The 24887-nt window shown below is 70.6% G+C and carries 21 protein-coding genes; 13 read left to right on the top strand and 8 right to left on the bottom strand.

Annotated features, from left to right (window positions below; translation table 11 throughout):
• Positions 1 to 26 precede the first annotated feature (26 nt).
• From ACFWDI_RS27115 to ACFWDI_RS27100, 4 genes are all read right to left on the bottom strand, one after another.
• Positions 27 to 1028 carry an SDR family NAD(P)-dependent oxidoreductase gene (locus ACFWDI_RS27115; protein ID WP_385307627.1) on the bottom strand — a complete coding sequence of 334 codons (1002 nt, stop codon included), beginning with the start codon at positions 1026 to 1028 and terminating at the stop codon, positions 27 to 29.
• 50 nt (positions 1029 to 1078) lie between these two features.
• Positions 1079 to 2440, bottom strand: a complete 1362-nt coding sequence (locus tag ACFWDI_RS27110; RefSeq protein ID WP_385307625.1) for a hypothetical protein — start codon at positions 2438 to 2440, stop codon at positions 1079 to 1081.
• A complete protein-coding gene (gene pelF / locus ACFWDI_RS27105; protein WP_385307623.1) occupies positions 2437 to 3936 on the bottom strand; it encodes a GT4 family glycosyltransferase PelF in 1500 nt (499 codons plus the stop codon). The genes ACFWDI_RS27110 and pelF overlap by 4 nt, the downstream gene beginning before the upstream one ends.
• A 141-nt stretch (positions 3937 to 4077) precedes the next feature.
• Entirely contained in the window at positions 4078 to 6231 is a 2154-nt protein-coding gene (locus tag ACFWDI_RS27100) for a hypothetical protein (RefSeq protein ID WP_385307621.1), read from the bottom strand.
• A 539-nt stretch (positions 6232 to 6770) separates the two neighbouring features.
• On the opposite strand from ACFWDI_RS27100, the gene ACFWDI_RS27095 reads away from it, so the two are divergent.
• The 4 genes from ACFWDI_RS27095 (at position 6771) to ACFWDI_RS27080 (ending at position 9919) form a co-directional block, all read left to right on the top strand.
• Complete coding sequence (locus ACFWDI_RS27095; RefSeq protein ID WP_385307619.1) at positions 6771 to 7391, top strand: ArsR/SmtB family transcription factor; 621 nt, start codon at positions 6771 to 6773, stop codon at positions 7389 to 7391.
• Positions 7388 to 7534: a hypothetical protein gene (locus ACFWDI_RS27090; RefSeq protein WP_385307617.1), complete on the top strand. Its 147-nt coding sequence runs from the start codon at positions 7388 to 7390 to the stop codon at positions 7532 to 7534. The genes ACFWDI_RS27095 and ACFWDI_RS27090 overlap by 4 nt, the downstream gene beginning before the upstream one ends.
• Before the next feature lie 15 nt (positions 7535 to 7549).
• Positions 7550 to 8278, top strand: coding sequence for an SRPBCC domain-containing protein (locus ACFWDI_RS27085; RefSeq protein ID WP_385307615.1), 729 nt, complete (start codon positions 7550 to 7552; stop codon positions 8276 to 8278).
• Between the two features lie 186 nt (positions 8279 to 8464).
• On the top strand, positions 8465 to 9919 hold the full coding sequence (locus ACFWDI_RS27080) for an SDR family NAD(P)-dependent oxidoreductase (RefSeq protein ID WP_385307613.1): 1455 nt from the start codon (positions 8465 to 8467) through the stop codon (positions 9917 to 9919).
• Here ACFWDI_RS27080 and ACFWDI_RS27075 read toward each other — a convergent pair.
• On the bottom strand, positions 9891 to 10727 hold the full coding sequence (locus tag ACFWDI_RS27075; protein ID WP_385307611.1) for an SDR family oxidoreductase: 837 nt from the start codon (positions 10725 to 10727) through the stop codon (positions 9891 to 9893). The two genes, ACFWDI_RS27080 and ACFWDI_RS27075, sit on opposite strands and share 29 nt — an antisense overlap.
• A gap of 251 nt (positions 10728 to 10978) precedes the next feature.
• On the opposite strand from ACFWDI_RS27075, the gene ACFWDI_RS27070 reads away from it, so the two are divergent.
• Together ACFWDI_RS27070 and ACFWDI_RS27065 are read left to right on the top strand one after the other, a co-directional pair.
• A complete protein-coding gene (locus ACFWDI_RS27070) occupies positions 10979 to 11152 on the top strand; it encodes a hypothetical protein (protein ID WP_385307609.1) in 174 nt (57 codons plus the stop codon).
• Positions 11153 to 11407: 255 nt separating this feature from the next.
• Positions 11408 to 13762: an alpha-L-fucosidase gene (locus ACFWDI_RS27065; RefSeq protein WP_385307607.1), complete on the top strand. Its 2355-nt coding sequence runs from the start codon at positions 11408 to 11410 to the stop codon at positions 13760 to 13762.
• On the opposite strand, the gene ACFWDI_RS27060 is transcribed toward ACFWDI_RS27065, so the two are convergent.
• Genes ACFWDI_RS27060 through ACFWDI_RS27050 form a run of 3 tightly spaced genes read right to left on the bottom strand, consistent with a single transcriptional unit; the run spans position 13740 to position 16503 of the window.
• Complete coding sequence (locus ACFWDI_RS27060; RefSeq protein ID WP_385307605.1) at positions 13740 to 15146, bottom strand: lipase maturation factor family protein; 1407 nt, start codon at positions 15144 to 15146, stop codon at positions 13740 to 13742. The genes ACFWDI_RS27065 and ACFWDI_RS27060 overlap by 23 nt on opposite strands.
• An 11-nt stretch (positions 15147 to 15157) precedes the next feature.
• Positions 15158 to 15688 carry a DUF1990 family protein gene (locus ACFWDI_RS27055; RefSeq protein ID WP_385307603.1) on the bottom strand — a complete coding sequence of 177 codons (531 nt, stop codon included), beginning with the start codon at positions 15686 to 15688 and terminating at the stop codon, positions 15158 to 15160.
• Entirely contained in the window at positions 15685 to 16503 is an 819-nt protein-coding gene (locus tag ACFWDI_RS27050; RefSeq protein ID WP_327327399.1) for a YndJ family protein, read from the bottom strand. The genes ACFWDI_RS27055 and ACFWDI_RS27050 overlap by 4 nt, the downstream gene beginning before the upstream one ends.
• Positions 16504 to 16645: 142 nt before the next feature.
• On the opposite strand from ACFWDI_RS27050, the gene ACFWDI_RS27045 reads away from it, so the two are divergent.
• The 7 genes from ACFWDI_RS27045 to ACFWDI_RS27015 all read left to right on the top strand — a co-directional run bounded on the left by ACFWDI_RS27045 (position 16646) and on the right by ACFWDI_RS27015 (position 24862).
• Positions 16646 to 17989: a DUF6777 domain-containing protein gene (locus tag ACFWDI_RS27045; RefSeq protein ID WP_385307600.1), complete on the top strand. Its 1344-nt coding sequence runs from the start codon at positions 16646 to 16648 to the stop codon at positions 17987 to 17989.
• Positions 17990 to 18041: 52 nt separating this feature from the next.
• Complete coding sequence (locus ACFWDI_RS27040) at positions 18042 to 20117, top strand: SpoIIE family protein phosphatase (protein WP_385307598.1); 2076 nt, start codon at positions 18042 to 18044, stop codon at positions 20115 to 20117.
• 102 nt (positions 20118 to 20219) lie between these two features.
• Positions 20220 to 21605: a wax ester/triacylglycerol synthase family O-acyltransferase gene (locus ACFWDI_RS27035; RefSeq protein WP_385307596.1), complete on the top strand. Its 1386-nt coding sequence runs from the start codon at positions 20220 to 20222 to the stop codon at positions 21603 to 21605.
• Between the two features lie 218 nt (positions 21606 to 21823).
• A complete protein-coding gene (locus ACFWDI_RS27030) occupies positions 21824 to 22801 on the top strand; it encodes an aldo/keto reductase (RefSeq protein ID WP_385307594.1) in 978 nt (325 codons plus the stop codon).
• Positions 22798 to 23109: an L-rhamnose mutarotase gene (locus tag ACFWDI_RS27025; protein WP_385307592.1), complete on the top strand. Its 312-nt coding sequence runs from the start codon at positions 22798 to 22800 to the stop codon at positions 23107 to 23109. Before ACFWDI_RS27030 ends, ACFWDI_RS27025 begins: the two co-directional genes overlap by 4 nt.
• 3 nt (positions 23110 to 23112) lie before the next feature.
• Complete coding sequence (locus ACFWDI_RS27020) at positions 23113 to 23964, top strand: amidohydrolase family protein (protein ID WP_385307590.1); 852 nt, start codon at positions 23113 to 23115, stop codon at positions 23962 to 23964.
• A gap of 37 nt (positions 23965 to 24001) precedes the next feature.
• Positions 24002 to 24862 (top strand): Fpg/Nei family DNA glycosylase, encoded by an 861-nt coding sequence (locus tag ACFWDI_RS27015; RefSeq protein ID WP_385307588.1) that lies wholly within the window; start codon positions 24002 to 24004, stop codon positions 24860 to 24862.
• The last annotated feature ends 25 nt before the right edge of the window (positions 24863 to 24887 follow it).

The following is a 24887-nucleotide window of genomic DNA, read 5'->3' as shown; positions in this document are numbered from 1 at the left end:
CTTGCGGACGCGGCGGTCGAGCGCGGTCAGACGTTGTAGATGCCGGTCTTGTAGCGGGCGAGGTTCGCCGGGTCGCGGAAGAAACCGATGGTGTGCGCGAGCCCGTCCGTCAGGTCGAGCTCGGGCTGCCAGCCGGTGGCCGTGCGCAGCCGGGTGGCGTCGGCGACCAGCCGCATCACCTCGGAGCCCGCCGGCCGGATGCGCTCTTCGTCCTCGCGTACGTCGAGATCGGCGTCCATCAACTTGCCGATGAGCCGGGTGAGTTCGCCGATCGAGATCTCACTGCCGGTCCCTGCGTTGAAGGTCTGGCCGACGACGTCCTCGGCCGGCGCGGTGCCGACGGCGAGAAAGGCACGTGCGGTGTCCTTCACGTAGAGGAAGTCCCGTGTGGGGCGCAGATCCCCGAGCGTGATGACCCGTTCGCCCGCCGCGACCTGGCCGATGACGGTCGGGATGACCGCCCGCATCGACTGGCGCGGCCCGAAGGTGTTGAACGGGCGCAGGGTGACCACCGGAGTGTCGAAGCTGGCGTGGTAGCTGTCGGCGAGCCGGTCGCCGCCGGCCTTCGAAGCGGCGTACGGGGACTGGGTGTTGATGGGATGGTCCTCGGTGATCGGCACGGTCTGCGCGGTGCCGTACGTCTCGCTGGTGGAGGTGTGCACCAGACGGGGGATCCCCAGCTTGCGCACCACCTCCAGCACATTGAGAGTGCCCGTGACATTGGTGTCCACGTAGCTGTGCGGGGCCCGGTACGAGTACGGGATCGCGATCAGTGCGGCGAGGTGGTAGACGGCCTCGGCGCCCTCGGCGAGCTGATGCACGGAGCCGGGGTCGCGGACGTCCCCGAGGACGATCTCGACCTGGTCGAGGGTGTCGGGAGAGAGCGTCTCCAGCCATCCGTAGGAGGAGAAGGAGTTGTACTGGGCCATGGCGCGGACCCGGAAGCCGGCGGCGACGAGCGTCTCGGTCAGATGCGATCCGATGAAGCCCTCGGCTCCGGTGACGGCGACAAGTGCGTTGGTTGTCACGAAAGCTGCTCCTCTGTTTCGGTGGTCGGGTTCGGTGTGTCAGAACACGGTCAGCGGTGTGCGGTGGGCCGGCCGAACAGCCGACAGGCCCCGGCGACCAGAACGGCCGCCGCCGCGGTACGACAGATCAGTTGGACAGGGCCCGGCGGCAGCCCCGCGGGCAGCGCCGCGGCCTCGGCGGCCGCGGCGGCGAGACACACGGCGGCAGGCATCCAGGCCACCGAGAACGCCTGGAGCAGCAGCGCTGTCCAGAGCACGGCGCCCAGGACGAGCAGCGGCGCGATCCCGGTCCCGGCGACCAGCGCGCCGAGCGCGAGCACCGTCAGATACGCGCCGAGGCAGAGCGCCAGGGCCCGGCAGGCGCGCAGGGTGAAGCCGCGTGAGGTGGTGCTCTCGCGCAGTGCGGCGACGGCGAGCGAGCGATAGCGGTACAGCAGCCACTCGGCGAAGCCCATGCTGAGCGTGAGGACGACGACCGAGCGTGGATCGCCGGCCCCGGCCAGCGCCGCGAGCACTCCTGCGGCCAGCCCGAACAGTCCGTACGGCAGCGAGCGCAGCAGCTTGGGCCTGGCTCCGGCGGCGGTGGGCGCGGACCGCAGCGTCCCATGGATCGCATGCCCGGCGGCCGCGACCGCGAGTGTCACCGTCGCGAGCAGCAGCCCCAGCGCGAGCGGCGCCGGGAGCCGCCACACCGAGGCCGCCGCCGCGCCTGCCGCGACGGGCAGCAGGGTGAGCAGCAGTACGCGTTCGCGGCCGAGGACGAGCAGAACGCTCGCCGCGGCGAGATAGCAGGACTGTCCGGCGGCGAACGCCGCGCCGGTACCGGGGCCCGAGACGAGCAGGCCCGTGACGGCGGCCCCCAGAGCTCCGGCCGGGCCGCCGATGCGCAGGGTGCGCCCGGCGGCTGCCCGCCCCTCGGCCGCGAGCCGCAGATACGCGCGGTGGCTGAGCGCCTGGTTCCAGGCCCAGGCCGCCAGCGCGGCGGCGATCAGCCCGGAGACGTCCGCCGTGCCGTGCCACAGTCCGGCGCCGAGTACGTACGCCAGCCCGGGCAGTGCGAAGACCAGACCGCGCAGCGCACAGCGCAGATGGTCGGGCCTCCAGGGGTCGGGTGCGGGCGGCGGCTCCGGGTAGTGGCGCGGCACCCGTGCGTAGAGGTCCTCGGCGAGCGTGAACAGATCCGGACGCGCGTAGCGTTCGCTGATCTGATCCCCCGTCAGGCCGTCCGATTCGAGCAGGGCGGCCACCTCGTACGGGTGGACGGCGACCGCGACCTGCTCGACCAGGCGCTCGGCCAGCTCGTCGATCGGATCCGCCGCCCAGCTGGGCCGGGCGCGGGTCCTGCTGCGCGGCCTGGGCACGGCCGGCAGCGTGTCGCCTTCGCCCGGCACCAGGCGTAGCGGGCCGCTCATGCGAGTACCCCGACGGTCTGCTGGGACGCCGTGGATCCGGTCGCCGATTCGGCGGTGCCCAGGGCGAGTTCGAGATAGATGGAGCGGAAGGTGTCGACGGTCTGCCGGAGCGTGAACTGCTCGATCACCCGCAGCCGCGCCGCCTCGCCCATCGCGCCGCGGCGCTGCGGATCGCGCAGCAGCTCCAGTGCCGCGCGGGCCATCGCCTCCGGCTCCCGCGGCGGTACGACAAGACCGCTGTCGCCGACGGCCTCGCGCACTCCGCCGACGTCGGTGGAGACGGTGGCGCGCCCGCAGGACATGGCCTCGATCAGCGTGAACGGAAAGCCCTCGCTGATGCTGGAGAGCATCACGACATTGCCCGCCGCGTAGGCGTCGCGTATGTCCTCCACTCGTCCTTCGAAGGTGACGGCATCGCCGTGTCCGAGCTCGGCGGCGAGCGCCTCGCAGCGCTCCCGGTACGCCTCGCCGCCGCGCGGTGTGCCGCCGAAGAGCCGCAGCCGCGCCTCGGGTATCTCCTTCCGTACGAGCGCGAAGGCCCGGATCAGCGTCTGAAGATCCTTGATCGGGTCGACGCGGCCGGCCCAGCTGAGCGTGGGCGCGTCCGGTTCGGGTCCGGCGGGCGGGAAGGCCGCAGGGTCGACGCCGTTGTAGACGGTTCGGATGAGCTGCGGATCGGCGCCGCCGCGCTCCTCCCAGAGGCGGTTGTAGCGGTTGCCGGGCGTGACCAGCGCGGCCACGCGGTACGTCTCCTCGGCGAGCAGCCGGAAGAAGCCGAGCAGCAGCGCCTTCACCGGCCAGCGGTAGGGGCCGGTGCGGTAGCCGAGATAGCGCTCGCGCAGATAGACGCCGTGCTCGGTGAGCAGCAGCGGTACGCCGTACAGCTGCCTGCCCGCCAGACCCGGCAGGACCGCGATGCCGCCGCTGACCGCGTGGGCGACGCCCTGCTGCGGTGGCGCTGCCGCCAGTGGCCGCAGTGCGTGTTCCAGCAGGTCGGTGGCGGTCAACGCGTCGTGCAGGGTGGGCCGGGAGGCGTACACCGGCAGGTCGGGCCGGTTCCAGACGCCCACCAGGGTGCGCACGGCCCGGTCGGTGCGCAGTGCGGGTGCGAGCACACCGTCACGGGCCGAGCGGGCCAGTTCGTACAGAGCGGGTCCGAAGTGCGCCTCCGCCGCCGGGTCGAGGAGCGAGGTCAGGAACTTCTCGTACGCGGCCATCAGCAGCCGCAGCCTTCTGCCGCGCGGCGCGGCCCCGGTCGGGTCGGGCCCCCACATGGGGACGGAGACGGGCGGCGAGACATGTGCGGGCAGCTCCCAGGCGAGGGTCTCCCGCCCGGTGCCGGTCACCGCGATGACCTGGAAGTCGAAGTCGGGCATTCCGCCGACGAGTTGGTCGCACCACACGCTCACGCCGCCGTGGCTGTGCGGATAGGTGCCTTCGGTGAGGAGGGTGACCAGATGCGCGCCGGACCGCGGCGCGCGAAGTGGCTCGGCCATGTGGAACTGCTCCCCTGGGTGCGAGAAGGGAAGGGGCGCCTCGCCCGTCGGGCAGGCAGGGGCGCGTGGATGCCGCGGTGCCCGGGGCAGGGCTGGGCCCCGGGACCGCGAGAAGTTCGTCTGCAGCTGGTGCTGCGGTTGTCAGCCCGTCACGCCGTACGGAACGCGCTGGCGCACACCCGACGGAAGCGGCAGCCGTGGTGCGGCCGGCGGGACCGGCGTGGCCTTCGGCGTCTTCGCGGTACGGGCAGCGGGCGTCGCGGCGGCGGGCAGGGAGAGGCTCACCCGGTCCTGGAGCAGTCCGGGCGCGACCCAGCCGGAGACGGAACCGGCGTACGGGCTGCCGAAGCCGGTGGTGCCCAGGAACAGGTTCTGCCGGGTGCCGGCCGGCATCGTGGCGGTGACCCGTACCCCACTGGGAGCCTGCACCGTGACGGCGTCGCCGATGCGGTACGCGGTCACCTGGCCCGCCTTGACGGCGGTGTTCCAGGCGGCACGGTCGCGCAGCTCCGCGCCGATGTCGCGGTGGCGCAGATTGACCAGTGGGGTGTTGTCGGCGTACATCGCCGCGTAGTCGTCGAGGATGCGGTTCAGCACCGGGTAGGCGATACGGTCCTCGGCCAGGTTGGACTGGTGGATGTAGTGCGGCCGCGGGTCGTTGGCGAGAACGTGGCCGAGGCCGATGCGGGCCTCCAGCGGGACCACGTAGGACGCGTATCCGGTGCCCGTGTCGAGCGGCTCCTCCAGGCAGGTGGAGTTGGCCGCGGTCTCACAGATGCCGCTGCCGCCGTCGGAGGCCCTGGTGTAGATCCAGTTGTACTCGTCGATCTGCTCGCGGGTGTGGCCCGCGTTGTAGAAGACGTTCATCGGGTAGCGGGGCACCGTGCGGGCGGGGCCGACCTGGCGCTGGGCGGGGTCGCGGGAGTTGTCGGAGCCGAGCCAGCCGACGGAGTTGGCGACGAGTGCGGGCGCGAGGTTCGGGCTGTCGTCCGGCTGCTGCGGCAGGATCTTCATTCCGGAGTGCTCACCGGTGATCAACTCGTCCGTCTGCAGCGGGAGTCCGGCGCGCTGGCCCCAGGCCCGGTTGTCGCCGATCTGCGCGGAGATCTCGGCCTGGCTGACGTACTGCGTACTGCCGTCGGCGTTCTTGGTGCACACCCAGGGGACGACGGTGACGTTCTGGACGCAGCCGAGGAAGGGGTGGTTGTAGGTGTGGTTCACCCAGCGGTAGGTGTTTCTGTCGGCGGTGAGCTGCTGTGCGAGCGGGTCGCTGCCGGCGTTCTCCTCCTTGAACAGCTCGCTGCCGCCGCCGTTGAAGACCATGTCCAGTGTGAAGCCCTTGGTGGCGGACCACTGGGCCGCGTACTGCGCGTCCGCGGCCGTCATCCTGATCGGGTCCGGCTCGCCGCCCTGGCCCGGGGGGCAGTCCACGTCGCCCGGCGTGCAGTTGAGCACGCTGTCCCAGCGGTCGTCGGCGGCGAATACATCGTCGACATGGACGGCGAAGTAGTTGCGGGCCGCGCCGATCATGACGCCCTGCGTCAGCCAGTTCACGATGCCGCGGGCCAGCAGCCGGAACTGCTGCTGGTACTGGTTGTAGACGAACGTGACGACGAGTTCGCGGCGGCCGTCGTGGCGGTACTCGCCGACGATCGAACCGCGCTGCTGCGAGCCGGGCAGCGGTGCCTCGACGTAGCTGGTGAAGTCCGCGCCCGCTGCGGGCCTGGCGACATGTGCGTAACTCTCGCCCACGGAAGGGGAGTTGTCCTCGAAGGGCACGGGCCCGTCGAGATAGCCGAAGGGACCGGCCTTGCCGGCGGCCGTCACCTCGGCCCGCGCACCGTCCAGCGAGCCGCTGTACCCGCCGTTGACCGGGTAGTCCAGACCGACCTCGGGACGGGCGTAGGTGTACGCGTCGACCTGCGGGATCGCGAAACTCTGCTCGTACGAGGCCAGCGCCGCCAGCTCGGCGGCGCCCACTCCGGCGGGACTGTCGCTGGGCAGCACCACGGCCTGGTACTTGGCGCGTGGACGCCCGTCCACGGTGTCGGCGAGGAAGCCCGCGTCGATCACCGGCCGGTTCGTCCCGGAAAGATCGAGCAGGGTGTACGGCGTTCCTGAGCCGTCGAGTTCGGCGGCGATGGCTGCGGTGGCGGGACCCCCGTCGTCCACCACCAGCACCTTCAGATCGATACGCGGCACCGGTGCCGCGACGGCCCCGGTGGCAGGCGCGGCGAGCGCCAGCAGAAGTGCGCTCGTAGTGGACAAGGCAGCCGTGCGGACGGTGCGCCCCATGTATGTGTTCCTCCCCTGAAGGGCATGCCGGACATGGCCCGGTATGCCCTTGCCCCCCTGCGGTGGTCGACGTGTCCCGGCGACGCCCCGCGTGTCCCGCTCTCTGTCGGATCACATAGTGAGGTGCCTTTTGGGGGATCTGTGTGGGCATTGTGAAACCTGGCGCAAAGTGGCTGCGAAGCGGCTGCCGGGATGATCGGGGAATCACCGTCTTTCGCACCTCTGCGAAAGGGCGGCCCGCTCCCGGCTCGCGATCGGGCATCCAGGTCGGAACGTCCGAAAGCGGTTGCCGGGCGCCGGGTGACCTTCAAGGGTCTGGACCACTGAAGATTCTGGGGCGCGACTCGCTGGATTCAGCCAACGTTGCGCCGCGGCCGCGCTCTGCGGGCACGGCCGGCGGCCGGCTTTCCCGGTGCGCCCACACGCTCCGCACGGCACCAGCGGCCGCACCTCCGAGCGGACGCACGGATTCCGCGATCTCCTCAACCGACAAGCGATTCTGTCTGGACAAATTAATTTGTCGGTGGGAGGGTGGAGCCATGTTGGACGTCACCGTGATCGAGGACTCGGCGGCCGCCGCCGTCTCGCTGGACCCCATGCGTTCCCGGCTGCTCGCCGAGCTCGCCACCGGGCCCGCGTCGGCGGCCATGCTCGCGAGCCGTGTCGGACTGCCCCGCCAGAAGGTGAACTACCACCTCAAGGCACTGGAGCGGCACGGCCTGGTCGAGCTGGCCGGCGAGCGCAGGAAGGGCAATGTCACCGAGCGGCTGATGCGGGCCACGGCGGCCTCGTATGTGATCTCGCCGCTCGCCCTGGCCGCGGTGCAGCCGGACCCGGCCCGCTTCCGCGACCAGCTCTCGGCGCGCTGGATGCTCGCCGTCGCCGCGCGTCTCGTACGTGATGTCGGCACCCTGATCACCGGGGCCACCAAGGCCCGCAAGCGGCTCGCGACCTATGCGCTGGACGGCGAGGTCCGCTTCGCGTCGGCCGCCGACCGGGCCGCGTTCGTCGAGGAACTGACGCACGGCGTCGGCGCCCTGATCGCCAAGTACCACGACGAGAACGCCGAGGGCGGCCGCGAGCACCGGATCGTCGTCGCGCTCCACCCCACCGTCAAGCCCGATCCCCCTGCCACCAGGGCCATCGAGGAGTCGTCATGAGGAAGCTGCTCATCGCCCCCGTCGTCGGCAGCGGCAAGCGCCTCTTCCAGGAGGAGCTCGCCAAGACCCCGCTCGAGGTCGTCCGTTCCACGACGTTCGGCTCGGGCGTCCACCACGTGATCCACGCGCCCAGGAGCGCCTGAATATCAGGAGTCATCATGTCCAAGGAATTCGAGATCGTCCGCGAGTTCGAGGTCGACGCCAGTCCCGAGCAGGTGTGGGACGCGATCACCACCGGCACGGGCGGCTGGCTGTGGCCCATGGAGTACGAGCCCAGGGAGGGCGGCGCCGCGCCGTTCGGCGGCACCGTCACTGCGTGGGACCCGCCACGGCATCTGACCGGCCGCACCGAGAGCCCGGAGGGCGTGCCGCAGCAGTCCTTCAACCAGCTCGAGCACGTCATCGAAGAGCGCGAGGGCGGCGGCTCCTGGGTGCGCTATGTGCACAGCGGCATCTTCGTCGACGACTGGGACAACCAGTACGACGGTGCCAACAAGCACACCGACTTCTATCTGCACACCCTGCAGCAGTACCTCAAGCACTTCACCGGCCGCACCGCCACCTTCGCGACCCTCGAGGCTCCCGCCGCCTCCAACGCCCCGGGCGGGCTCGAGGTCGTCAGCCGCGGGCTCGGACTGCCGGACGACGCGGACCAGGGCGCCACGGTACGGGTCGAGGTGCCCGGCGCCGGTCCGGTCGACGCGGTCGTCGACTTCCGTAACCCGTACTTCATCGGGCTGCGCACGGACGAGGCGATGTACCGCGTCTTCGGCCGGAACCACTTCGGAGCGCCGGTCGGCGTCAGCGTGCACGACTTCGCCAGTGGCGCTGACGCCAAGAAGAACGAGGACGCCTGGCAGACCTGGCTCACCGGCCTCTTTGCGTGACCGGGGGAGAACCGGGGGAGAAGGGCCCGGCCGGTGCGGGTGCGGATCCCGGCCGGGCCCCTCGCCGTGCCGGGACCGGTGCGGATCCCGGCATTTTGCCCACACCTCATCACTCAGTAAAGTGGCGCTTTTGAAACTGCTGAGTGGGCGCTACGGCGAACGAGTGATCGAGGAACGGCAAAAGCAATGACGGTGACAGAGGACAGCCCGGTGTTCGGTCCGGGCATCGACCCGGAGCGGTTGGCCGTCTGCCTGAGCGTGCTCGACGAGCTCGACAAGCTGGATGTCGACCACCCGGACGCGATCACGGTACGCCGGGCCACGGCCGGCATCTACCGGACCGTGAAGCAGCGCCGCCGCCAGGACCGCCGCGCCGCCAAGACCGCCCACGACAAGGCCGTCACCGAGGCCACCGCGACCGGCTCCGCCGAACGGATCGACGACGAGACGGAGGGCCTGCTGCCGTCCTCGTCGGTCACCGGCGAGATCGCGGGCATACTCCAGCGCCCCCGGTCCTGCTACATCTGCAAGACCCGCTACGTCGAGGTCGACGCCTTCTACCACCAGCTGTGCCAGAAGTGCGCGGCCGAGAACCGCGCCCGCCGCGACGCCCGCACCGACCTCAGCGGCAAGCGCGCCCTCCTCACCGGCGGCCGGGCCAAGATCGGCATGTACATCGCGCTGCGGCTGCTCCGTGACGGCGCCCACACCACCATCACCACACGCTTCCCCAGCGACGCCATCCGCCGCTTCAAGGCGATGCCGGACAGCGACGAGTGGATCCACCGCCTCAAGATCGTCGGCATCGATCTCCGTGACCCGGCGCAGGTCGTCGCGCTCGCCGACTCGGTGGCCGCCGAGGGCCCGCTGGACATCCTGATCAACAACGCCGCGCAGACGGTACGCCGCTCCCCGCAGGCGTACAGCGAACTCCTCGCCGCCGAGTCCGCGCCGCTGCCCGCGGGCGAGCTGCCAAGCTCCCACGTCATCGGCGCCTTCGGCAGCGGCGCCCAGGCCGCGCTGCCCGTCGGCCGCGGCGAGGCCCTGACCGCCCAGGACGTCACCGAACTGGCACTGGTCACCGGCTCCGCCTCGCTCGCCAGGATCGAGGCGGGCACGGCCATCGACGCCGGCGGTCTGGTTCCCGATCTGCACGACACCAACAGCTGGGTCCAGACGGTCTCGGAGGTCGAGCCGGTCGAGCTGCTCGAGGTCCAACTCTGCAACTCCACCGCGCCGTTCATCCTGATCAGCCGGCTCCGCCCGGCGATGGCAGCCGCTAAGGCCAAGCGCACCTACGTGGTGAACGTCTCCGCCATGGAGGGCGTCTTCAGCCGGGGCTACAAGGGCGCGGGCCACCCGCACACCAACATGGCCAAGGCCGCGCTGAACATGCTCACCCGCACCAGCGCCCAGGAGATGTTCGAGTCCGACGGCATCCTGATGACCGCCGTCGACACCGGCTGGATCACCGACGAGCGCCCGCACCCCGACAAGATGCGCCTCGCCGACGAGGGCTTCCACGCCCCGCTCGACCTGGTCGACGGCGCCGCTCGCGTCTACGACCCCATCGTGCGCGGCGAGGACGGCGAGGAGCTCTACGGCTGCTTCCTCAAGGACTACGCTCCGGCGAACTGGTAGCACGCAGCTGCTCGTGGACGGCGTACGAGCCGGCGCCCGCCGCCGCGCGCACTCTCGTACCGCCGTCGACCAGCAGATCGGCCCCCGTCACCCATTCGGCCGCGTCGGAGACGAGCCAGAGCACCGCCCGCGCCACATCGCCGGGCTCGCCGATCCGGCCGAGCGGCAGGCCTTCGGCGATTCGCCGCTCGGCGCCCTCCCAGACGAAGCGCGCCATCTCGGTGCGTACAAGCCCCGGTGAGACGGCGTTCACCCGTACGGCCGGGGCCAGTTCACCGGCGAGCTGACGTGTGAGGTGCAGCAGCGCCGCCTTGCTCGTGCCGTACGCGCCGACCTGCGGGCCCACCCCATGCGTGCCCTCGGAGCAGATGTTGACCACGGCCCCGCCGTGCTCGCGCATCCAGGCCCGCCAGGCGAGCTGCACCAGTCGCAGCGCCGCCTCCACATTCACCGTGAACGTCTGCCGCCACTCGTCCGGATCGGCCTTCATCAGCGGACCGTAAGGCGCGTTGGTGGCAGCGTTGTTGACCAGAATGTCGAGGCGTCCGAACTCCCGTACCGCGAGCTCCGTGCAGTGATCAAGATGGGCCGGATCGGCGACACTGCCGGTGCAGCCGACCGCCCTCGCACCCGCGCCGCGCAGCTCCGCCACGGCCGTGCGCACACCGTCCGGATCGCGTGCGGTGACCACGACGTCGGCTCCCGCCTTGGCCAACGCCTCGGCGATGGCGAAGCCGATTCCCCGGGAAGCCCCGGTTACCAGGGCTGTCCTGCCCTCGAGGCTGCGTGGTGCGCGCCCGGAAGTCATCTGCGTACGATCCCATGAAGCCCCGGACAGGGACAGACCGTTGGCCGGAATTGAGTCGATGTACAGGCCCCATCGAGCGGGCTCGCGCTCATTTGGTTACTCTGGGGTGAACGGACGCCACCAAGGGATCCACGAAAACCCCTTGGCCGTCCTGGGACAAGTCTGCAACCAGGCCGCGGTCCCGCCCGAGTGACGGCGCCACCGCGACCGAACTGCCCTTGTCCCAGTTACGCGACACAGAGGAGTGCGCGGTGACAACAGAAGTGACGAAGCACGAAAAGCGACCGCCCGAACGAGGCGGCGAGCGGGCCGGTCGGCCCGAAGAGCTCGGCAGCCTTGAAGTCTGGGCCCGATCAGCACCGATCCGGCTGGCCGGCTACGAGGAAGACCTCGCGGAGCCGCATATCCTGCCCGGCATCGACTGAGCGGATCGCTTTGCCGCGTACCCCCTGGCCGCATCGGCAGGGGGTACGAACGGTCAGCGCGTACGAACATCGGCGCGTACGAACGTCAGGTTGAGGCGGAGTGAGTGGCGCTGGAGATCCGCTGAGGCCCACGACTGCCGCGTCAGCCCTTCCCGCAGGTCACGGTGATTCATCCGATGGATGCGGTGAGAAAGTTGCCCTCTGCCCGGTGAAGAGCATTGACAGGTCTGCGTCGCGCTTCAATCATCGGACCTCATGACCGAACTTCCCAGACGCCATGTACTCGGAATGACGGCGGGGGCGGCAGTCGGCGCCGCCCTTGTACACCCGGCCACGGCCGATGCGAGCCCGCGAGCGGCGGCACCCGAGCAGCACGGTGACTCGGGCGGTGACTGGGGCACCGTCCCCGCCGCCGTGCCTGTACCGCTCGACCGCTGGTTCGACAACGACGGCATCGACACCGCGGACGCCCGCGGTGGCAACTTCGACGGCTCCGGCTACACCTTCCCCGGCGAGGAACTCCCCGCCGGACAGCTGGAGATCGACGGCATCGCCTATCTCCTCCCCGCCGCCACTGAGGGCGCCAAGAACAACATCGTCGCTCTCGGGCAGCGCATCGAACTCCCCAAGGGCCGGTATCTCTCCGGTCTGTTCCTCGTCGCCGGAAGTTACGGAGCTGCCTCCGGCAAGGCGACCGTGCACTACGCGGACGGCACCACGCAGACCGCGGCGCTCGGTGGCCCCGACTGGTACTCGGGCAGCGGCGCGCTCACAGCCCCGTACCGCTACAACCCGGCGGGACAGAAGGATCCGCACCAGGTCGTCATCGCCACCGCCGAACTCGCCATGGACTCCACGAAGGACGCGGTGGCGCTCACCCTGCCCGTCACCAACCCCGCCGAGCCGAACAAGAGCGCACTCCACATCTTCGCTCTCACCCTTCAACCGGCCGCCCGGGGACGGGCGTTGACGCTGCGGGAGGCGCACTCCACGACCTCCCTGCTCGACTCGGGCGCCCAGAGCGTCGAGGCCACCGTGATCAACGCGGGCACCATCGGCATCCTCGCATCGGACCACCTCACCCTCTCCGTGGACGTGCCCGGAGCCCGCACCGTCGCTCCCGCCCCGGTCGCCCGCCTCGCACCCGGCGAGCAGGCCAGGGTCCGCATCGGCATCCGCCGCAGCCCCGGCACCCCGCCGGGCACCAGCCAGGACGGTACGGTCGTGGCACGCGGCCGCGGCCGGCAGGCGGCCGCCGCGCGCCGCGCGCTCACCCTCGGAGTGCCCGACTACCAGCCCACCGACGCCTCGCTGAACACCCATCGGGCGCCGTACTGGTTCCAGGACGTGAAGTTCGGGATCTTCATCCACTGGGGCGTCTACTCCGTGCCCGCGTGGGCGCCGGTCGGCAAGCAGTACGCCGAGTGGTACTGGAGCCATCTGCAGGACCCGAACAACCCGACGTACGCCCATCACCGCCAGATGTACGGAGAGTCCTTCGCCTACGACGACTTCATCCCGCGCTTCACGGCCGAACGCTTCAATCCGCGCTCCTGGGTCGAGCTGTTCCGTGACGCCGGCGCGCAGTACCACGTACTGACCTCCAAGCACCATGAGGGATTCGCGCTCTGGGACACCAAGGTCAGCGACCGCAACTCGGTGAAGATGGGCCCGAAACGGGACCTCATCAAGGAGCTCTTCGACGCCTCGCGCCGCTACACCCCCGAGCTCCACCGCGGGCTGTACTTCTCGATGCCCGAGTGGTTCAACCCGGACAGCCCCTGGAAGGGCCACGCACCGCGCAATCCGTACACGCTGGAGCCCGTGCCGTACACCGGCCACCGCCCCGGCGACTACATAAAGGATCTGCAGGCCCCGCAGATGCTGGAGCTGATCCACGGCTACGACCCCGAGCTGCTGTGGTGCGACATCGGCGGCGCCAATGACAGCCACCGGGTCCTGGCCGACTACTTCAACCACGCCAAGAACCGGGCCAGGCCGGTCGAGGTGAGTGTCAACAACCGTTCGGGCATCGGCCCGCACGACTTCACGACCCCCGAGTACACGACATACGACTCGATCGTCACCGACAAGTGGGAGTCCAGCCGCGGTCTCGACCCCTTCAGCTACGGCTACAACGCGGCCACGCCCGACGACCGCTATATGACGGCGGAGGAAGTGGTGCACTCCCTCGTCGACATCGTCTCCAAGAACGGCAACTTCCTCCTCGACATCGGCCCGCGCGCCGACGGGACCATTCCCGAGATCATGGAGCGCAGGCTCCGGGAGACAGGAGAGTGGCTGAACGTCAACGGCGAGGCGATCTACGGCAGTACGTACTGGGCGCGGATGCCGCAGCTCGGCGAGGATCTGCGCTTCACCGTCCGCCCGAACAAGGCCTTCTACATCCACTCGCTCGCCGCGCCGGGCGGCACGCTCACCGTCGACGCGCCGGTGCCTGTCCGGCCCGGCGACAAGGTGACGATGCTCGGCCACGGCCGGCCGCTGAGCTGGCGTACGACCGGCGGAAAGTTGGTGATCGACGTGCCCGCCGCGGCCCGCCGGGCCGGCAAGCACGCCTGGGTGTTCAAAATAGCCTGGTCGGTCTGAGGTACTCGCGTACATAGCTCCGGTGCCACCAGGCGCCGGTGGCCCGCAGTTCGCGCCAGGTCGTGTACCGGTAGCGGTACACCCTGGCGCGGACGTACGCGGGCGGGGCGTCCGGGAACGGATTGTGTCCCAGCAGCCGCAGCGTGTCCCGGTCGCCGTCCAGCAGCCGTTCCACGAAGGGCCCGAACCAGGAGCGCGCATAGGCGGGGGAGAGCGCTGCGAACCACATCAGCCAGTCGAGCCGCAGATGGTACGGGGCGAACTGGCGCGGCATCCGGCGTACGTCACCCGGCTTGCCCTTGAAGCCGTACTCCCGCCACACCGTGCCCTGGTGGAGCACCGTCTCCTCGGTGCCTTCCATCACCACCTCATGGCGCACCCGGCCGACCGTGCCGAACGCGCCGTAGGCGTTGACCAGATGGAGCGGGTCGTAGGAGCGGTTCATCGACTGCCGCTTGGAGAGCAGATTGCGCGCCGGGCGGTAACTGAGGCCAAGGAGCAGGGCGGTTACGGCGATCACCACGATCTCGTACCAGAGCGGCGGCGCGGGCAGCGCGGGCGGATCCGCGAGCAACGAACCGTCCACGGCGGACAGCGCGAGAGTGATCGTTATCCAGTTCAGCCAGGCGAAATTGCCGGAGAGCACCAGCCACAGCTGGGTCAGCACAATCAGGCCCGCCGCGACGCTCGCGACGGGCTGCGGCGTGAACAGCAGGATGGGGACCACGAGCTGGGTCACATGGTTGGCGGCCACCTCGACCCGGTGGAAGGGTTTCGGCAGGTGGTGGAAGAACCAGCTCAACGGTCCCGGCATCGGCTGGGTCTCGTGGTGGTAGTAGAGGCAGGTGAGGTTGCGCCAGCACTCGTCGCCGCGGATTTTGATCAGCCCCGCGCCGAATTCCACCCGGAACAGCACCCAGCGAAGCAGCCACAGCACCAGCACGGGCGGGGCTGTGCGGTCGTTGCCGAGGAAGACGGCGAGGAAGCCCGTCTCGAGCAGCAGTGACTCCCAGCCGAAGCTGTACCAGGTCTGTCCGACATTGACGATGGACAGATACAGCACCCACAGCAGCGCCCACCACACCATCGCGGCCCCCAGCGGGATCCGGTCGGCGGCGCCCGCGACCAGGGCCGCGGAGAGCAGACAGCCGGCCCAGGCGCAGATGGCGAAGAAACGGTCGGAGTAGTGCAGTTGGAAGAGGCTCGGCGCGCGGCGCAGCGGTATCCCTCGTACGTACTCGGGCACCGGCAGCATGCCCCGCTCGCCGATCAGCGCCCGGAACTGAAGGGCGGCGGTGAGAAAGGCGATCAGATACATGCCGGCCAGAGCCCGCTGGAAGACCAGCCGGCTCAGCCAGTAGTCACTGTCGCTGAACCACTCCATTACCTTCAGTATCAGGGAGCGGCGATCCGCCGCAGTGTGTGACTGAGCCGCCTGGCGTAAGCCTTCTGCAGTACAGGCACCAGCGGACCCGCGAGCCGGGTGTACCAGGTCGCCGGACGGCTGAACGCCGTCACCGTGAACCACACCGAGCCGTCGTCCCGGATGTCGACGATGAACGACTCCTCGCCGCACTCCGGGTGCCCGGTCAGCGTCCCGTACGCGAAGCCCGTCCGGTTCCTCTCGTACGCGGTCCAGATCACCTCGCACGGCGCGGTGAACCGCAGCTGTCCGACACCGGCCGAGACCTCGAGGCGGGCGCCCGGCTTCGCCTGTACCGCGTTGGTGCGCACCTGGGCGGCCGACCCTCGGTGCATCCGCCAGGTGGTGACCGCTGTGCCGGCGGCCTCGAAGGCGGCGCGGCCCCGGCCGATCCGGGTGGTGTGGTGGAGGTGGTGGTAGCCGTCGGGCAGCGGGCCGAGCCGGGTGGCGCCGGTCTCCGGGTAGTTGAGCGTGCGGCCGGTCTGCCTGCGGACGCTTTTCATGCGGGTGTCTCCTTGAGTCGTCGCCAGGCCAGCACCGAGCAGAGTGCGAAGCCCAGGGCGTTGCCGAGGCCGTGGGTGGCGGCCATCCAGGTCAGAGTGGGGTGGGGCAGTCCGGTGGCCTCGCCGAGCGCCCAGCTCAGGGCGAGCAGCATCGTCGCCACCAGTACGGCGGCCGAGACGGCCAGCAGTGTGCGGGTGAAACGGTCCCGACCGCCGGTCCGGACATCCCGCCAGGTCAGCAGAGCCACGGCCCACATACCGGCGGTCAGCACGAGTGCCCCCAGCAGCTCGGCCCAGTCGTCGAGGAAGTAGCCGCCGAGAACCAGCAGGGTGCCCAGCGGCACACTCAGTGCGGCGAAGCGTCCGGCCGGCCCCGCTGCAGCCCGGCAGACCAGGCCCGCGACCAGCGCGGCGGCGAACCCGGCGAAGTGGAAGTGAGGGACGGTCAGCGCCAGGATCGGCAGGCTGAAGCCGAAGAGCGAGTGCCCCGAGCGCTCGGCGACCAGTGCCAGGCCGGCAACCGCTGGTGTCACCAGCGCGGTGAGCACCGCGATCTCGGCCGGTGCGAGCGAGCGCGTACGGATCAGCCGTCGCGGTGCGTGCAGAGCGAGGGCCAGTGTGCCGAGCGCGTACACGGCCGCGAGTGCCGTGGCTGCGGTCGAGCGCGGCAGCCACAGAGCGACCCCTCCCGGAACAGCGAACAGGAGCCATGTCCGCCGAATGGACGTGAGCTCGGCGCCGTCGATAAGGCGGACTCCGGCGGGCACCACCACCAGCATCCCGAGCATCACGATCAGGTTGACCAGTACGGACATCACATACCCCCCCTGAACTTGAACGTGTTCAGTTTCTTTCGGCCGAGACTATTCCCTTACTTGAACGCGTTCAAGTCGCGGGGGTGGCGGGAATCCGGCAGAACTTGAGGGACATCTCAGGGTGAAGAGGCGGGAGACTTTAGTGCGTTCACCAATTCGTCGTTGGTACGCGGCCGTGGCCGCGCTGTCCGTCGCGCTTCTCGTCGCCGGTTGCGGCGGCGCCGGCGACGCGGCTTCTTCGGGCGCGGGCTCGGGTGCCGACTCGCGGGAGGTCCTCCTCCAGCCGGTCGCAGCCCAGGGTCCGGACCCGTACACGGCATCGACAGCCAGAAATATGACGCCGCCTCTGCCGCCTCCGCCGCCCCGGTCGAGCGTGCCGGGCAACCAGGCCGGCACGGGCCCGGCGATGAGCACGTTCCTGGGTTCGACGCCCGGTCTCTACGGCGGCACCGAGGCCATCGGCAGTTGCGACGTGGGGCAGCAGATCACCCTCCTTGGCCGCGACCGGGCCAAGTCGCGTGCATTCGCGCAGGGCATGGGGGTCGCTCAGGCGGACGTCCCGAACTTCCTGCGCGGCCTGACCTCCGTCATCCTGCGTGCCGACACCCGGGTGACCGGCCATGGGTTCCGTGACGGCTCCACCACCGCCTATCAGTCCGTGCTGCAGGCGGGCACGGCCGTTCTGGTGGACCAGTACGGCGCGCCGCGCGTCCGGTGTGTCGGCGGAAACCCGCTGAAGCCACCGGTCGCCGTCAAGGGCGCCCTCGTGCACAAGGGCCGGGCCTGGGCGGGCTACCGGCCCGAGCAGGTCATCGTCATCAAGCCGACCGCCACGGTGATCAACAACCTCGTGATCGTCAGCGTCCGCAACAACAGCTGGATCGAGCGGAGGGTGGGGACCGACGGCGAAGAGGACAGGAAGCCCGCTGTGCTCCCGCCCGTGCATCCGGACGATGTCTTCGCGAACCCGCAGTCCACGGCACTGACCGGGCCCAGTGATCCCGCGGCACCGAGTGGCCAAGCTCAGCCGGTCAATCCGACCGGGCCGAGCGCGCCGGCGGCACCGAGCGACCAGGCCCAGCCGGGCGACCCGGCCGGGCCGAGCGCGCCGGCGGCACCGAGCGACCAGGCCCAGCCGGGCGACCCGGCCGGGCTGGGCGATGACACGCAGGGCAGCGGCGCCCCTTCGGCCCCGGACTGCCCGGCACCTGCCACCCTCGAGCCGGGGGAGGAGTCGGTATCCAGTCCGCTCGAGCCCGGCTGCCCCACGCCGACCCTGACGGGGCCCGGGCAGCCGCCGGTGGACCCGTCCACCGACCCGTTCCTCGACCCGTTCCTCGACCCGGCCATCGATCCGGCTATTGACCCCGCCGTCGACCCCGCCGTTGCCCCGGATGTGTCCGTGACGGATGAGCTCCCGCCGGCCCCGCCGGAGTTCCTCACCTCCTCCGCGGAGTCGACGGAGCCGGACACCTTCCAGGGCTGAGCCGACGTCCGAACCGGTCGAAGAATCCGACAAATGATGGCAGAGTGGCCCCATGGTTGATCGGGCAGCGGGTGCCCTGTCGCTCCCCGACGACTGGCCGGCCCAACCGGAACTGAGCTTGAACCTCAACCGCATGGGCAGCTTCGACTGGGACCTGGCCAGCGGGCTGATGAACCTGGACCCGGCCGGGCACGAAGTGTTCGACCTGCGTCCCGGCGAGTTCGACGGCCACCCGGGGAACCTGAAGCTCCGGGTGCCGACGGACGAGGCCAGCCGGCTCGACGCCATGGTGTCGCGGGCGCTCAAGAGCGGCAGTCAGCACTACGGCGCGTACTTCCGCATCCGCTGCCGCGACGGCAGCCTGCGCTGGACCCACGCCCAGGGCTTCATCCAGCGCGACAATGCGGGCCGGCCGCTGCGGATCATCGGCATCGTCCGCGACGCCACCGAGGAGCTCGCCGACTCCTCCGCCCGCCTCGAAGTGGATGCGGAGCGCCGTCGGCAGACCAGCGTCGTCGAGAGCACCACGGCCGCCCTCGCTCACGCCAGGACCGTGCAGGAAGTCATCGACGTACTCAGGGACTCGCACGGTCTGGAGCACTTCGGCGCGACCAGCCTGGTCATGGGGCTGCTGGAGTCGGGTGGGCGGATCCATCTGGTCGCCGACGGTCCCGAGGGCTCCTTCGTGCCAGGCACCCGCTACACACGGGTCGACGACGAGTACCCGATGAGTGAGGTCGTACGTACGCTCGCGCCCCGCTTCATCGAGTCCAAACGGGACTTCGCCGACTCCTATCCGCGGCTGTGGCCGCATATCGAAGGGCTCGGCATCAACTCCGCTGTCTATCTGCCGCTGATCGCGCAGGGCCGCCCCATCGGAGCCCTCGGCCTCCTCTACGGCGACAGGACCGGCTTCAGCTCCGAGGAGCGCAATGTGCTGGTCGCGCTCGGCAGCAGCATCGCGCAGAGCCTGCAGCGCGCCGTGCTCTACGACCAGGAGCACGATCTCGCCCAGGGGCTGCAGCAGGCCATGCTGCCGCGCCGGATCCCCGCCGTGCCCGGGGCGCAGATCGCCGTGCGCTACCGCTCAGCGCGGCTGGGCAGGGACATCGGCGGCGACTGGTACGACGTCATCGCGCTGCCCGGCGGGCGGGTCGGCGCGGTCATCGGCGACGTGCAGGGCCATGACACACACGCCGCCGCGGTGATGGGGCAGCTGCGCATTGTGCTGCGGGCGTACGCCGCCGAGGGGCACACTCCGGCCACCGTGATGGCGCGCGCCTCGGTCTTCCTCCATGAACTCGACACCGAGCGGTTCGCGACCTGTATGTACGCGGAGGTCGATCTGTCGACCGGTGTGATGCAGCTGGTGCGCGCGGGGCATGTGGACCCGTTGGTCCGGGACAACGACGGCGGCACCCGTCGGCTGCCGGTGGAGGGCGGGCTGCCGCTGGGGCTCTCCGCGGAGTTCGGCCGGCTCGAATACCCGGTCACCACCGTCGAGTTGGACCCTGGACAGACCCTGCTCTTCTACACGGACGGGCTGGTCGAGGTGCCCGGCGCCGACCTCGACGACGGAATGCAGATGCTGACGGCGCTGGTGCGCGGCGGCCCGCGCGATCTGCAGCTGCTGGGCGACCAGCTGTGCGATGTGGTCGACGAGCGGAGCGGCGACGACGATGTGGCGATCCTGCTGCTCCGCCGCAAGGGCGCGTACACCCCGCAGACCGGGGGCCGGCTGCAGCAGCATGTCGCGCAGAACGACCCCGAGGCGCTGCGCTCGGCCCGGCACATGATCCGGGCGGCTACCGGGGCCTGGGGGGCGCGCGAGCGGTCGGACGAGATCGAGCTGGCCGCCGACGAAATGATCACCAATGCGCTGATGCACACCGACGGCGGGGCGATCGTCACCATCCGCGTGCTGTCCGGGGTGGAGCGTCGGCTGCGGGTGGAGGTCGAGGACCGCTCCAGTGCGCTGCCGCGCCGGCGCGACGCGGGTGAGTCGGGTGTGTCCGGGCGCGGTCTGATGCTGGTGGACCGGCTGGCTGAGGCGTGGGGCGTGGAGTCGCGAGGAAGCGGCAAATGCGTGTGGTGCGAGTTCATGATTCCGGAGAGGCCGAAATCTTGATTATTACCAGTTGTTAACTGTCCGTGAACTGATCGTACTTGACCGTAACCGACCGCAGGCGATTGACTTCGCACACCTGGCCTTCTAGGACATGAGGAACCATTGAGCAGCGAGCTCCTCGCACCTCTCGACCTGGCGTTCTGGCACCTTGAGTCCGCCGGTCATCCGATGCATCTCGGCGCCCTGGCATTCTTCGCTCCCGCTCCCCCTGCCGTGGCCACGGCGGCCGCCGGGCCGGGCGCACGGGGCGGCGACCGCCTCCTCGACCTGCTCGCCGGTCGTGCCGCGGCGATCCCCCGGCTGCGGATGCGGGTGCGTGACGTTCTGCTCCCCGTCGGCGGCGCCGCCTGGGCCATGGCCACGGACTTCGACGTACGACGGCATGTGCACCACCTCCGCCTCCCCGACGGCGACTTCGCCGCCGAGGCCACCGCCATCGCCGCCGAGCTGATGGAGCGGCCCCTCGAGCGCGGCCTGCCGCCCTGGGAGATGTATCTCCTCACGGGCGCCGACGACGGCGACGAAGGACCGTTCGCGGTACTGGTCAAGCTCCACCACGCGCTGGCCGACGGTATGCGCGCGGTCGCCATCGGGGCAGGCATCTTCGACCAGATCGCCGACGCGCGCACCGTCGGCGTACGGCGGACGCGCACCGTACCGCCCCGGCCGTGGACCGCGGGTCCCTGGCAGGTGGCCGGTTTCGCCCGGGCCCGTATCGAGGAGCTGGGCCGCGCCGTCGGCGTCGGAGCCTCCGTCGTACGGGCCAGCAGGCTCGACCCCCGGGGTGTGCCCGCGCTCTCCGCAGGCTCCAGCGGCACACGACGGCTCGGCACCGCCGTGCTCGACCTGGAGGATGTGCAGCAAGTACGCAGGGCGGTGGGCGGCACGGCCAACGACGTACTTCTCGCCACCGTGGCGGGCGCACTGCGGCGCTGGATGGGAGGCCGGGACGAGCGGCTGCCCGCCGCCGATCCGCGCGCCCTGGTGCCGGTCTCCCGGCGCAGGCCCGGTAGCCCGTCCGGCTCGGGCAACAAGTTCTCCGCGTATCTGCTTCCGCTCCCCGTCTCCGACCCCGACCCGCGCTCGCGGCTCGACGCCGTTCGCACCGCCATGGACCGCAACAAGGCGGCGGGCCCTTCGCGCGGCGCCGGTGCGCTGGCCGTAGTCGCCGATCAACTGCCGCCGCTGGCCCACCGGTTCGGTGCGCCACTGGCCGGAGGCGCGGCCCGGATGCTCTTCGACGTCCTGGTCACCAACGTGCCGCTGCCGCGCTCGGCCCTCTCGCTCGGCGGCTGCCCGCTGCGCGAGGTCTACCCGATGGCGCCGCTGGCCCGCGGACAGTCCCTGGCGATCGCCATGTCGACCTACGGCGGTCAGGTGCATGTGGGCCTGGTCGCCGACGGAAAGGCCGTGCCCGATCTGGACCGGCTCGCGGAGAGTCTGAGTGAGGAGCTCGCAGAACTGCTCAGCGTCACCGTCGCCGGATAGACGCGGAAGTCTCGCCGGGCCCCGGGTCTCACCAGTCCCGATCCTCACCGAGCCCGAGCCTCACTGGGTCGAGTCTCACCGGCCCTGATGGATCCGATAGATCGGACAGGTCGGACGCCGAGCCCCAGATCTGGCTGCTTCAAGGGTGTTGACGCCCTTAAGTGATCCGATGAATATTCGTCGTGATCGGTGAATGCCAGCGAGGGGGCAGCAGCGGGATGCGATGGAGCACGCTCGGACGCAGCGCGGTCGACATCACTGAACTGTCCTTCGGCGCGGCCGGAGTCGGCAATCTGTACACCCCTGTCGAACCGGAGGCGGCCGCGGCCGCGATCGACGCCGCATGGGACACGGGAATCCGCACCTTCGACACCGCGCCGCACTACGGGCTCGGCCTCTCCGAACGCAGGCTCGGCGCGGCACTGCGCACCCGGCCCCGCGACGCGTACACCCTCTCCACCAAGGTCGGGCGGCTGCTCGACCCCTGCGAGGCCCGCGGCGACGACCTCGCGCACGGCTTCGCCGTGACCGCCGATCACCGCCGCGTATGGGACTTCAGCGCCGACGGCGTGCGCCGCAGCATCGAGGAGAGCCTCATCAGGCTCGGCCTCGACCGGATCGACATCGTCTATCTGCACGACCCGGACGACCACGAGGAAGCTGCCCTCCTCCACGGCTATCCGGCACTGGAACAGCTGCGCGCCGAAGGCGTCGTCGGCGCGATCGGCGCCGGGATGAACCAGACCGCGATGCTCACCCGCTTCCTCCGCGACACCGACGTCGACGCCGTCCTGTGCGCCGGCCGCTACAGCCTGCTCGACCAGAGCGCGCTGGAAGAACTGCTGCCCGAAGCAGCCGCCCGCGGCAAGAGCGTCGTCGTCGGTGGGGTCTTCAACTCCGGGCTGCTCGCCGATCCGCGCCCCGGCGCCCGGTACGACTACACGGCCGCGCCCGACGGCATCCTGCAGCGGGCCCTGCGGCTCAAGGCCGTCGCCGAACGGCACGGCGTACCGCTGCGCGCCGCCGCGCTCCACTACCCCTTCGGCCATCCGGCCGTCGCCGGCGTGTTGGTCGGCGCCCGGTCCGCCGACGAAGTAAGGGACGCCGCCGAGCTGCTCGGCCACTCCGTCCCGACCGAGCTCTGGGACGAACTGCGCGCCGAAGGACTGCTGCCGAAGGACGGGGATGCCCGATGAGAGTCGCCCTGCACACCAGGGTCCGCGCCGACCGCGTCGCCGAGTACGAGGCGGCGCACCGCGAGGCCCCCGAGGAGCTGACCGCCGCGATCCGTGCCGCCGGAGTCACCTCCTGGACGATCTGGCGCAGCGGCACCGACCTCTTCCACCTCCTCGACTGCGCCGACTACGCCCGGCTGCTGGCCGAACTGGAAGAACTCCCCGTCAATATCGCCTGGCAGGCGCGGATGGCCGAACTCCTCGATGTCGTACACGACTACTCCGCGGACGGCGCCGCGGCCGGACTGCCCGTCGTCTGGGAGCTGTGAGCCATGGCGATCATCGACGCCCACCACCATGTCTGGGACCTCTCCGTACGGGACCAGGACTGGATCACCGGTCCCGACCTGGCCCCCATCCGCCGCAACTTCACCCTCGACGACCTCGCACCCGAGGCGCGCGCCGCAGGCGTACGCGCCACCGTCCTCGTCCAGACGGTCACCGTCGCCGATGAGACCCCGGAGTTTCTCGCCCTCGCCGACGGCAGCGACCTCGTCGCGGGCGTCGTCGGCTGGACCGACCTCACCGCGCCCGATGTCGCCGACACCCTGGCGGCCCTGCGTGAACTCCCGGGCGGTGACCGGCTGGTCGGCATCCGCCACCAGGTCCAGGGCGAGAGCGACCCCGAGTGGCTGCTCCGCCCCGACGTACTGCGCGGTCTCGCCGCCGTCGCCTGTGCCGGACTTGTCTACGACCTTGTGGTGCTGCCGAAGCAGCTGCCCGCGGCGTCCGAGGCGGCGGCCCGGCTGCCCGCGCTCACCTTCGTACTCGACCATCTGGGCAAGCCGCCCATCGCCTCGAAGGAACTGGAGCCCTGGGCGAGCGATGTGCGCGCACTCGCGGCCCGGCCGAACACCGTCTGCAAACTCTCCGGCCTGGTGACCGAAGCGGCGTGGTCCAGCTGGACCACGCCGGATCTGCGTCCGTACGCCGACACGGTCCTCGACGCCTTCGGCCCCGGCCGGCTGATGTTCGGATCCGACTGGCCGGTGTGCCGGCTGGCCGCCGGCTACGGAGAGGTGGTCGCCGCGGCCCGCGCGCTCACGCACCGGCTGGGTGACGGAGAACGCCGCGCGGTGTTCGAGGCAACGGCGAGCCGCGTCTACGGTCTGCGGCAGCTGTGAACCTGCGGCCGCCGTGCCCCTGCGGCACCCTGGATGCATGCCTGAACTGCCCGAAGTCGAAGCGCTGAGAGAGTTCCTCGACAGCCACCTGGTGGGACAGGAGATCGCCCGCGTCCTGCCGCTGGCGATCAGCGTCCTCAAGACGTACGACCCGCCGCTCACCGCCGTCGAAGGCGCCACCGTCACCGCCGTGGACCGGCACGGGAAATGGCTCGACATCAGCGCGGGCGGACTCCACCTCGTCACCCATCTCGCCCGGGCGGGCTGGCTCCAGTGGAAGGACGAGTTCCCGGCAGCGCCGCCACGCCCGGGCAAGGGCCCGCTCGCCCTGCGCACCGTCCTGGCCGGCGGCGGCGGCTTCGACCTCACCGAAGCCGGCACCACCAAACGCCTCGCCGTCCATCTCGTACACGACCCGGCCGAGGTGCCCGGCATCGCCCGCCTCGGCCCCGACCCGCTCGCCGACGCCTTCGACCGCGACGCCTTCGCCGCGCTGCTCGCCGGGGAACGACGGCAGATCAAGGGCGCTCTGCGCGACCAGAGCCTCATCGCCGGCATCGGCAACGCATACAGCGACGAGATCCTGCACGTCGCCAGGATGTCGCCGTTCAAGCCCGTGCAGAACCTCGACGAGAACGCGACCACCGTGCTGTACGAGGCGCTGCGCTCCACCCTGCGCGAAGCCGTCGAGCGCTCGCGCGGAGTAGCGGCGGGTCGGCTCAAGGCCGAGAAGAAGAGCGGCCTGCGGGTCCATGGGCGTACCGGACAGCCGTGCCCCGTCTGCGGCGACACCATCCGCGAGGTCTCCTTCAGCGACTCCTCGCTGCAGTACTGCGCCACCTGTCAGACCGGCGGCAAGCCGCTCGCCGACCGCAGGCTCTCGCGGCTGCTGAAGTAGCACCGCCCGGCCGGAAAGCGCCCTG

Source organism: Streptomyces sp. NPDC060064 (genome assembly GCF_042736455.1).
Taxonomy (GTDB): Bacteria; Actinomycetota; Actinomycetes; order Streptomycetales; family Streptomycetaceae; genus Streptomyces.
Note: the sequence above shows the minus strand (reverse complement) of the source record. Positions and strands in the feature narration are given on the sequence as shown.

Excerpts from the sequence above, each read along its gene's own strand:
- ACFWDI_RS27110 (WP_385307625.1), bottom strand. The coding sequence starts at position 2,440 with ATGAGCGGCCCGCTACGCCTGGTGCCGGGCGAAGGCGACACGCTGCCG.
- pelF (WP_385307623.1), bottom strand. The coding sequence starts at position 3,936 with ATGGCCGAGCCACTTCGCGCGCCGCGGTCCGGCGCGCATCTGGTCACC.
- ACFWDI_RS27100 (WP_385307621.1), bottom strand. The coding sequence starts at position 6,231 with ATGGGGCGCACCGTCCGCACGGCTGCCTTGTCCACTACGAGCGCACTT.
- ACFWDI_RS27095 (WP_385307619.1), top strand. The coding sequence starts at position 6,771 with ATGTTGGACGTCACCGTGATCGAGGACTCGGCGGCCGCCGCCGTCTCG.
- ACFWDI_RS27090 (WP_385307617.1), top strand. The coding sequence starts at position 7,388 with ATGAGGAAGCTGCTCATCGCCCCCGTCGTCGGCAGCGGCAAGCGCCTC.
- ACFWDI_RS27085 (WP_385307615.1), top strand. The coding sequence starts at position 7,550 with ATGTCCAAGGAATTCGAGATCGTCCGCGAGTTCGAGGTCGACGCCAGT.
- ACFWDI_RS27080 (WP_385307613.1), top strand. The coding sequence starts at position 8,465 with ATGACGGTGACAGAGGACAGCCCGGTGTTCGGTCCGGGCATCGACCCG.
- ACFWDI_RS27075 (WP_385307611.1), bottom strand. The coding sequence starts at position 10,727 with ATGACTTCCGGGCGCGCACCACGCAGCCTCGAGGGCAGGACAGCCCTG.
- ACFWDI_RS27065 (WP_385307607.1), top strand. The coding sequence starts at position 11,408 with ATGACCGAACTTCCCAGACGCCATGTACTCGGAATGACGGCGGGGGCG.
- ACFWDI_RS27060 (WP_385307605.1), bottom strand. The coding sequence starts at position 15,146 with ATGGAGTGGTTCAGCGACAGTGACTACTGGCTGAGCCGGCTGGTCTTC.
- ACFWDI_RS27055 (WP_385307603.1), bottom strand. The coding sequence starts at position 15,688 with ATGAAAAGCGTCCGCAGGCAGACCGGCCGCACGCTCAACTACCCGGAG.
- ACFWDI_RS27050 (WP_327327399.1), bottom strand. The coding sequence starts at position 16,503 with ATGTCCGTACTGGTCAACCTGATCGTGATGCTCGGGATGCTGGTGGTG.
- ACFWDI_RS27040 (WP_385307598.1), top strand. The coding sequence starts at position 18,042 with ATGGTTGATCGGGCAGCGGGTGCCCTGTCGCTCCCCGACGACTGGCCG.
- ACFWDI_RS27030 (WP_385307594.1), top strand. The coding sequence starts at position 21,824 with ATGCGATGGAGCACGCTCGGACGCAGCGCGGTCGACATCACTGAACTG.
- ACFWDI_RS27025 (WP_385307592.1), top strand. The coding sequence starts at position 22,798 with ATGAGAGTCGCCCTGCACACCAGGGTCCGCGCCGACCGCGTCGCCGAG.
- ACFWDI_RS27020 (WP_385307590.1), top strand. The coding sequence starts at position 23,113 with ATGGCGATCATCGACGCCCACCACCATGTCTGGGACCTCTCCGTACGG.
- ACFWDI_RS27015 (WP_385307588.1), top strand. The coding sequence starts at position 24,002 with ATGCCTGAACTGCCCGAAGTCGAAGCGCTGAGAGAGTTCCTCGACAGC.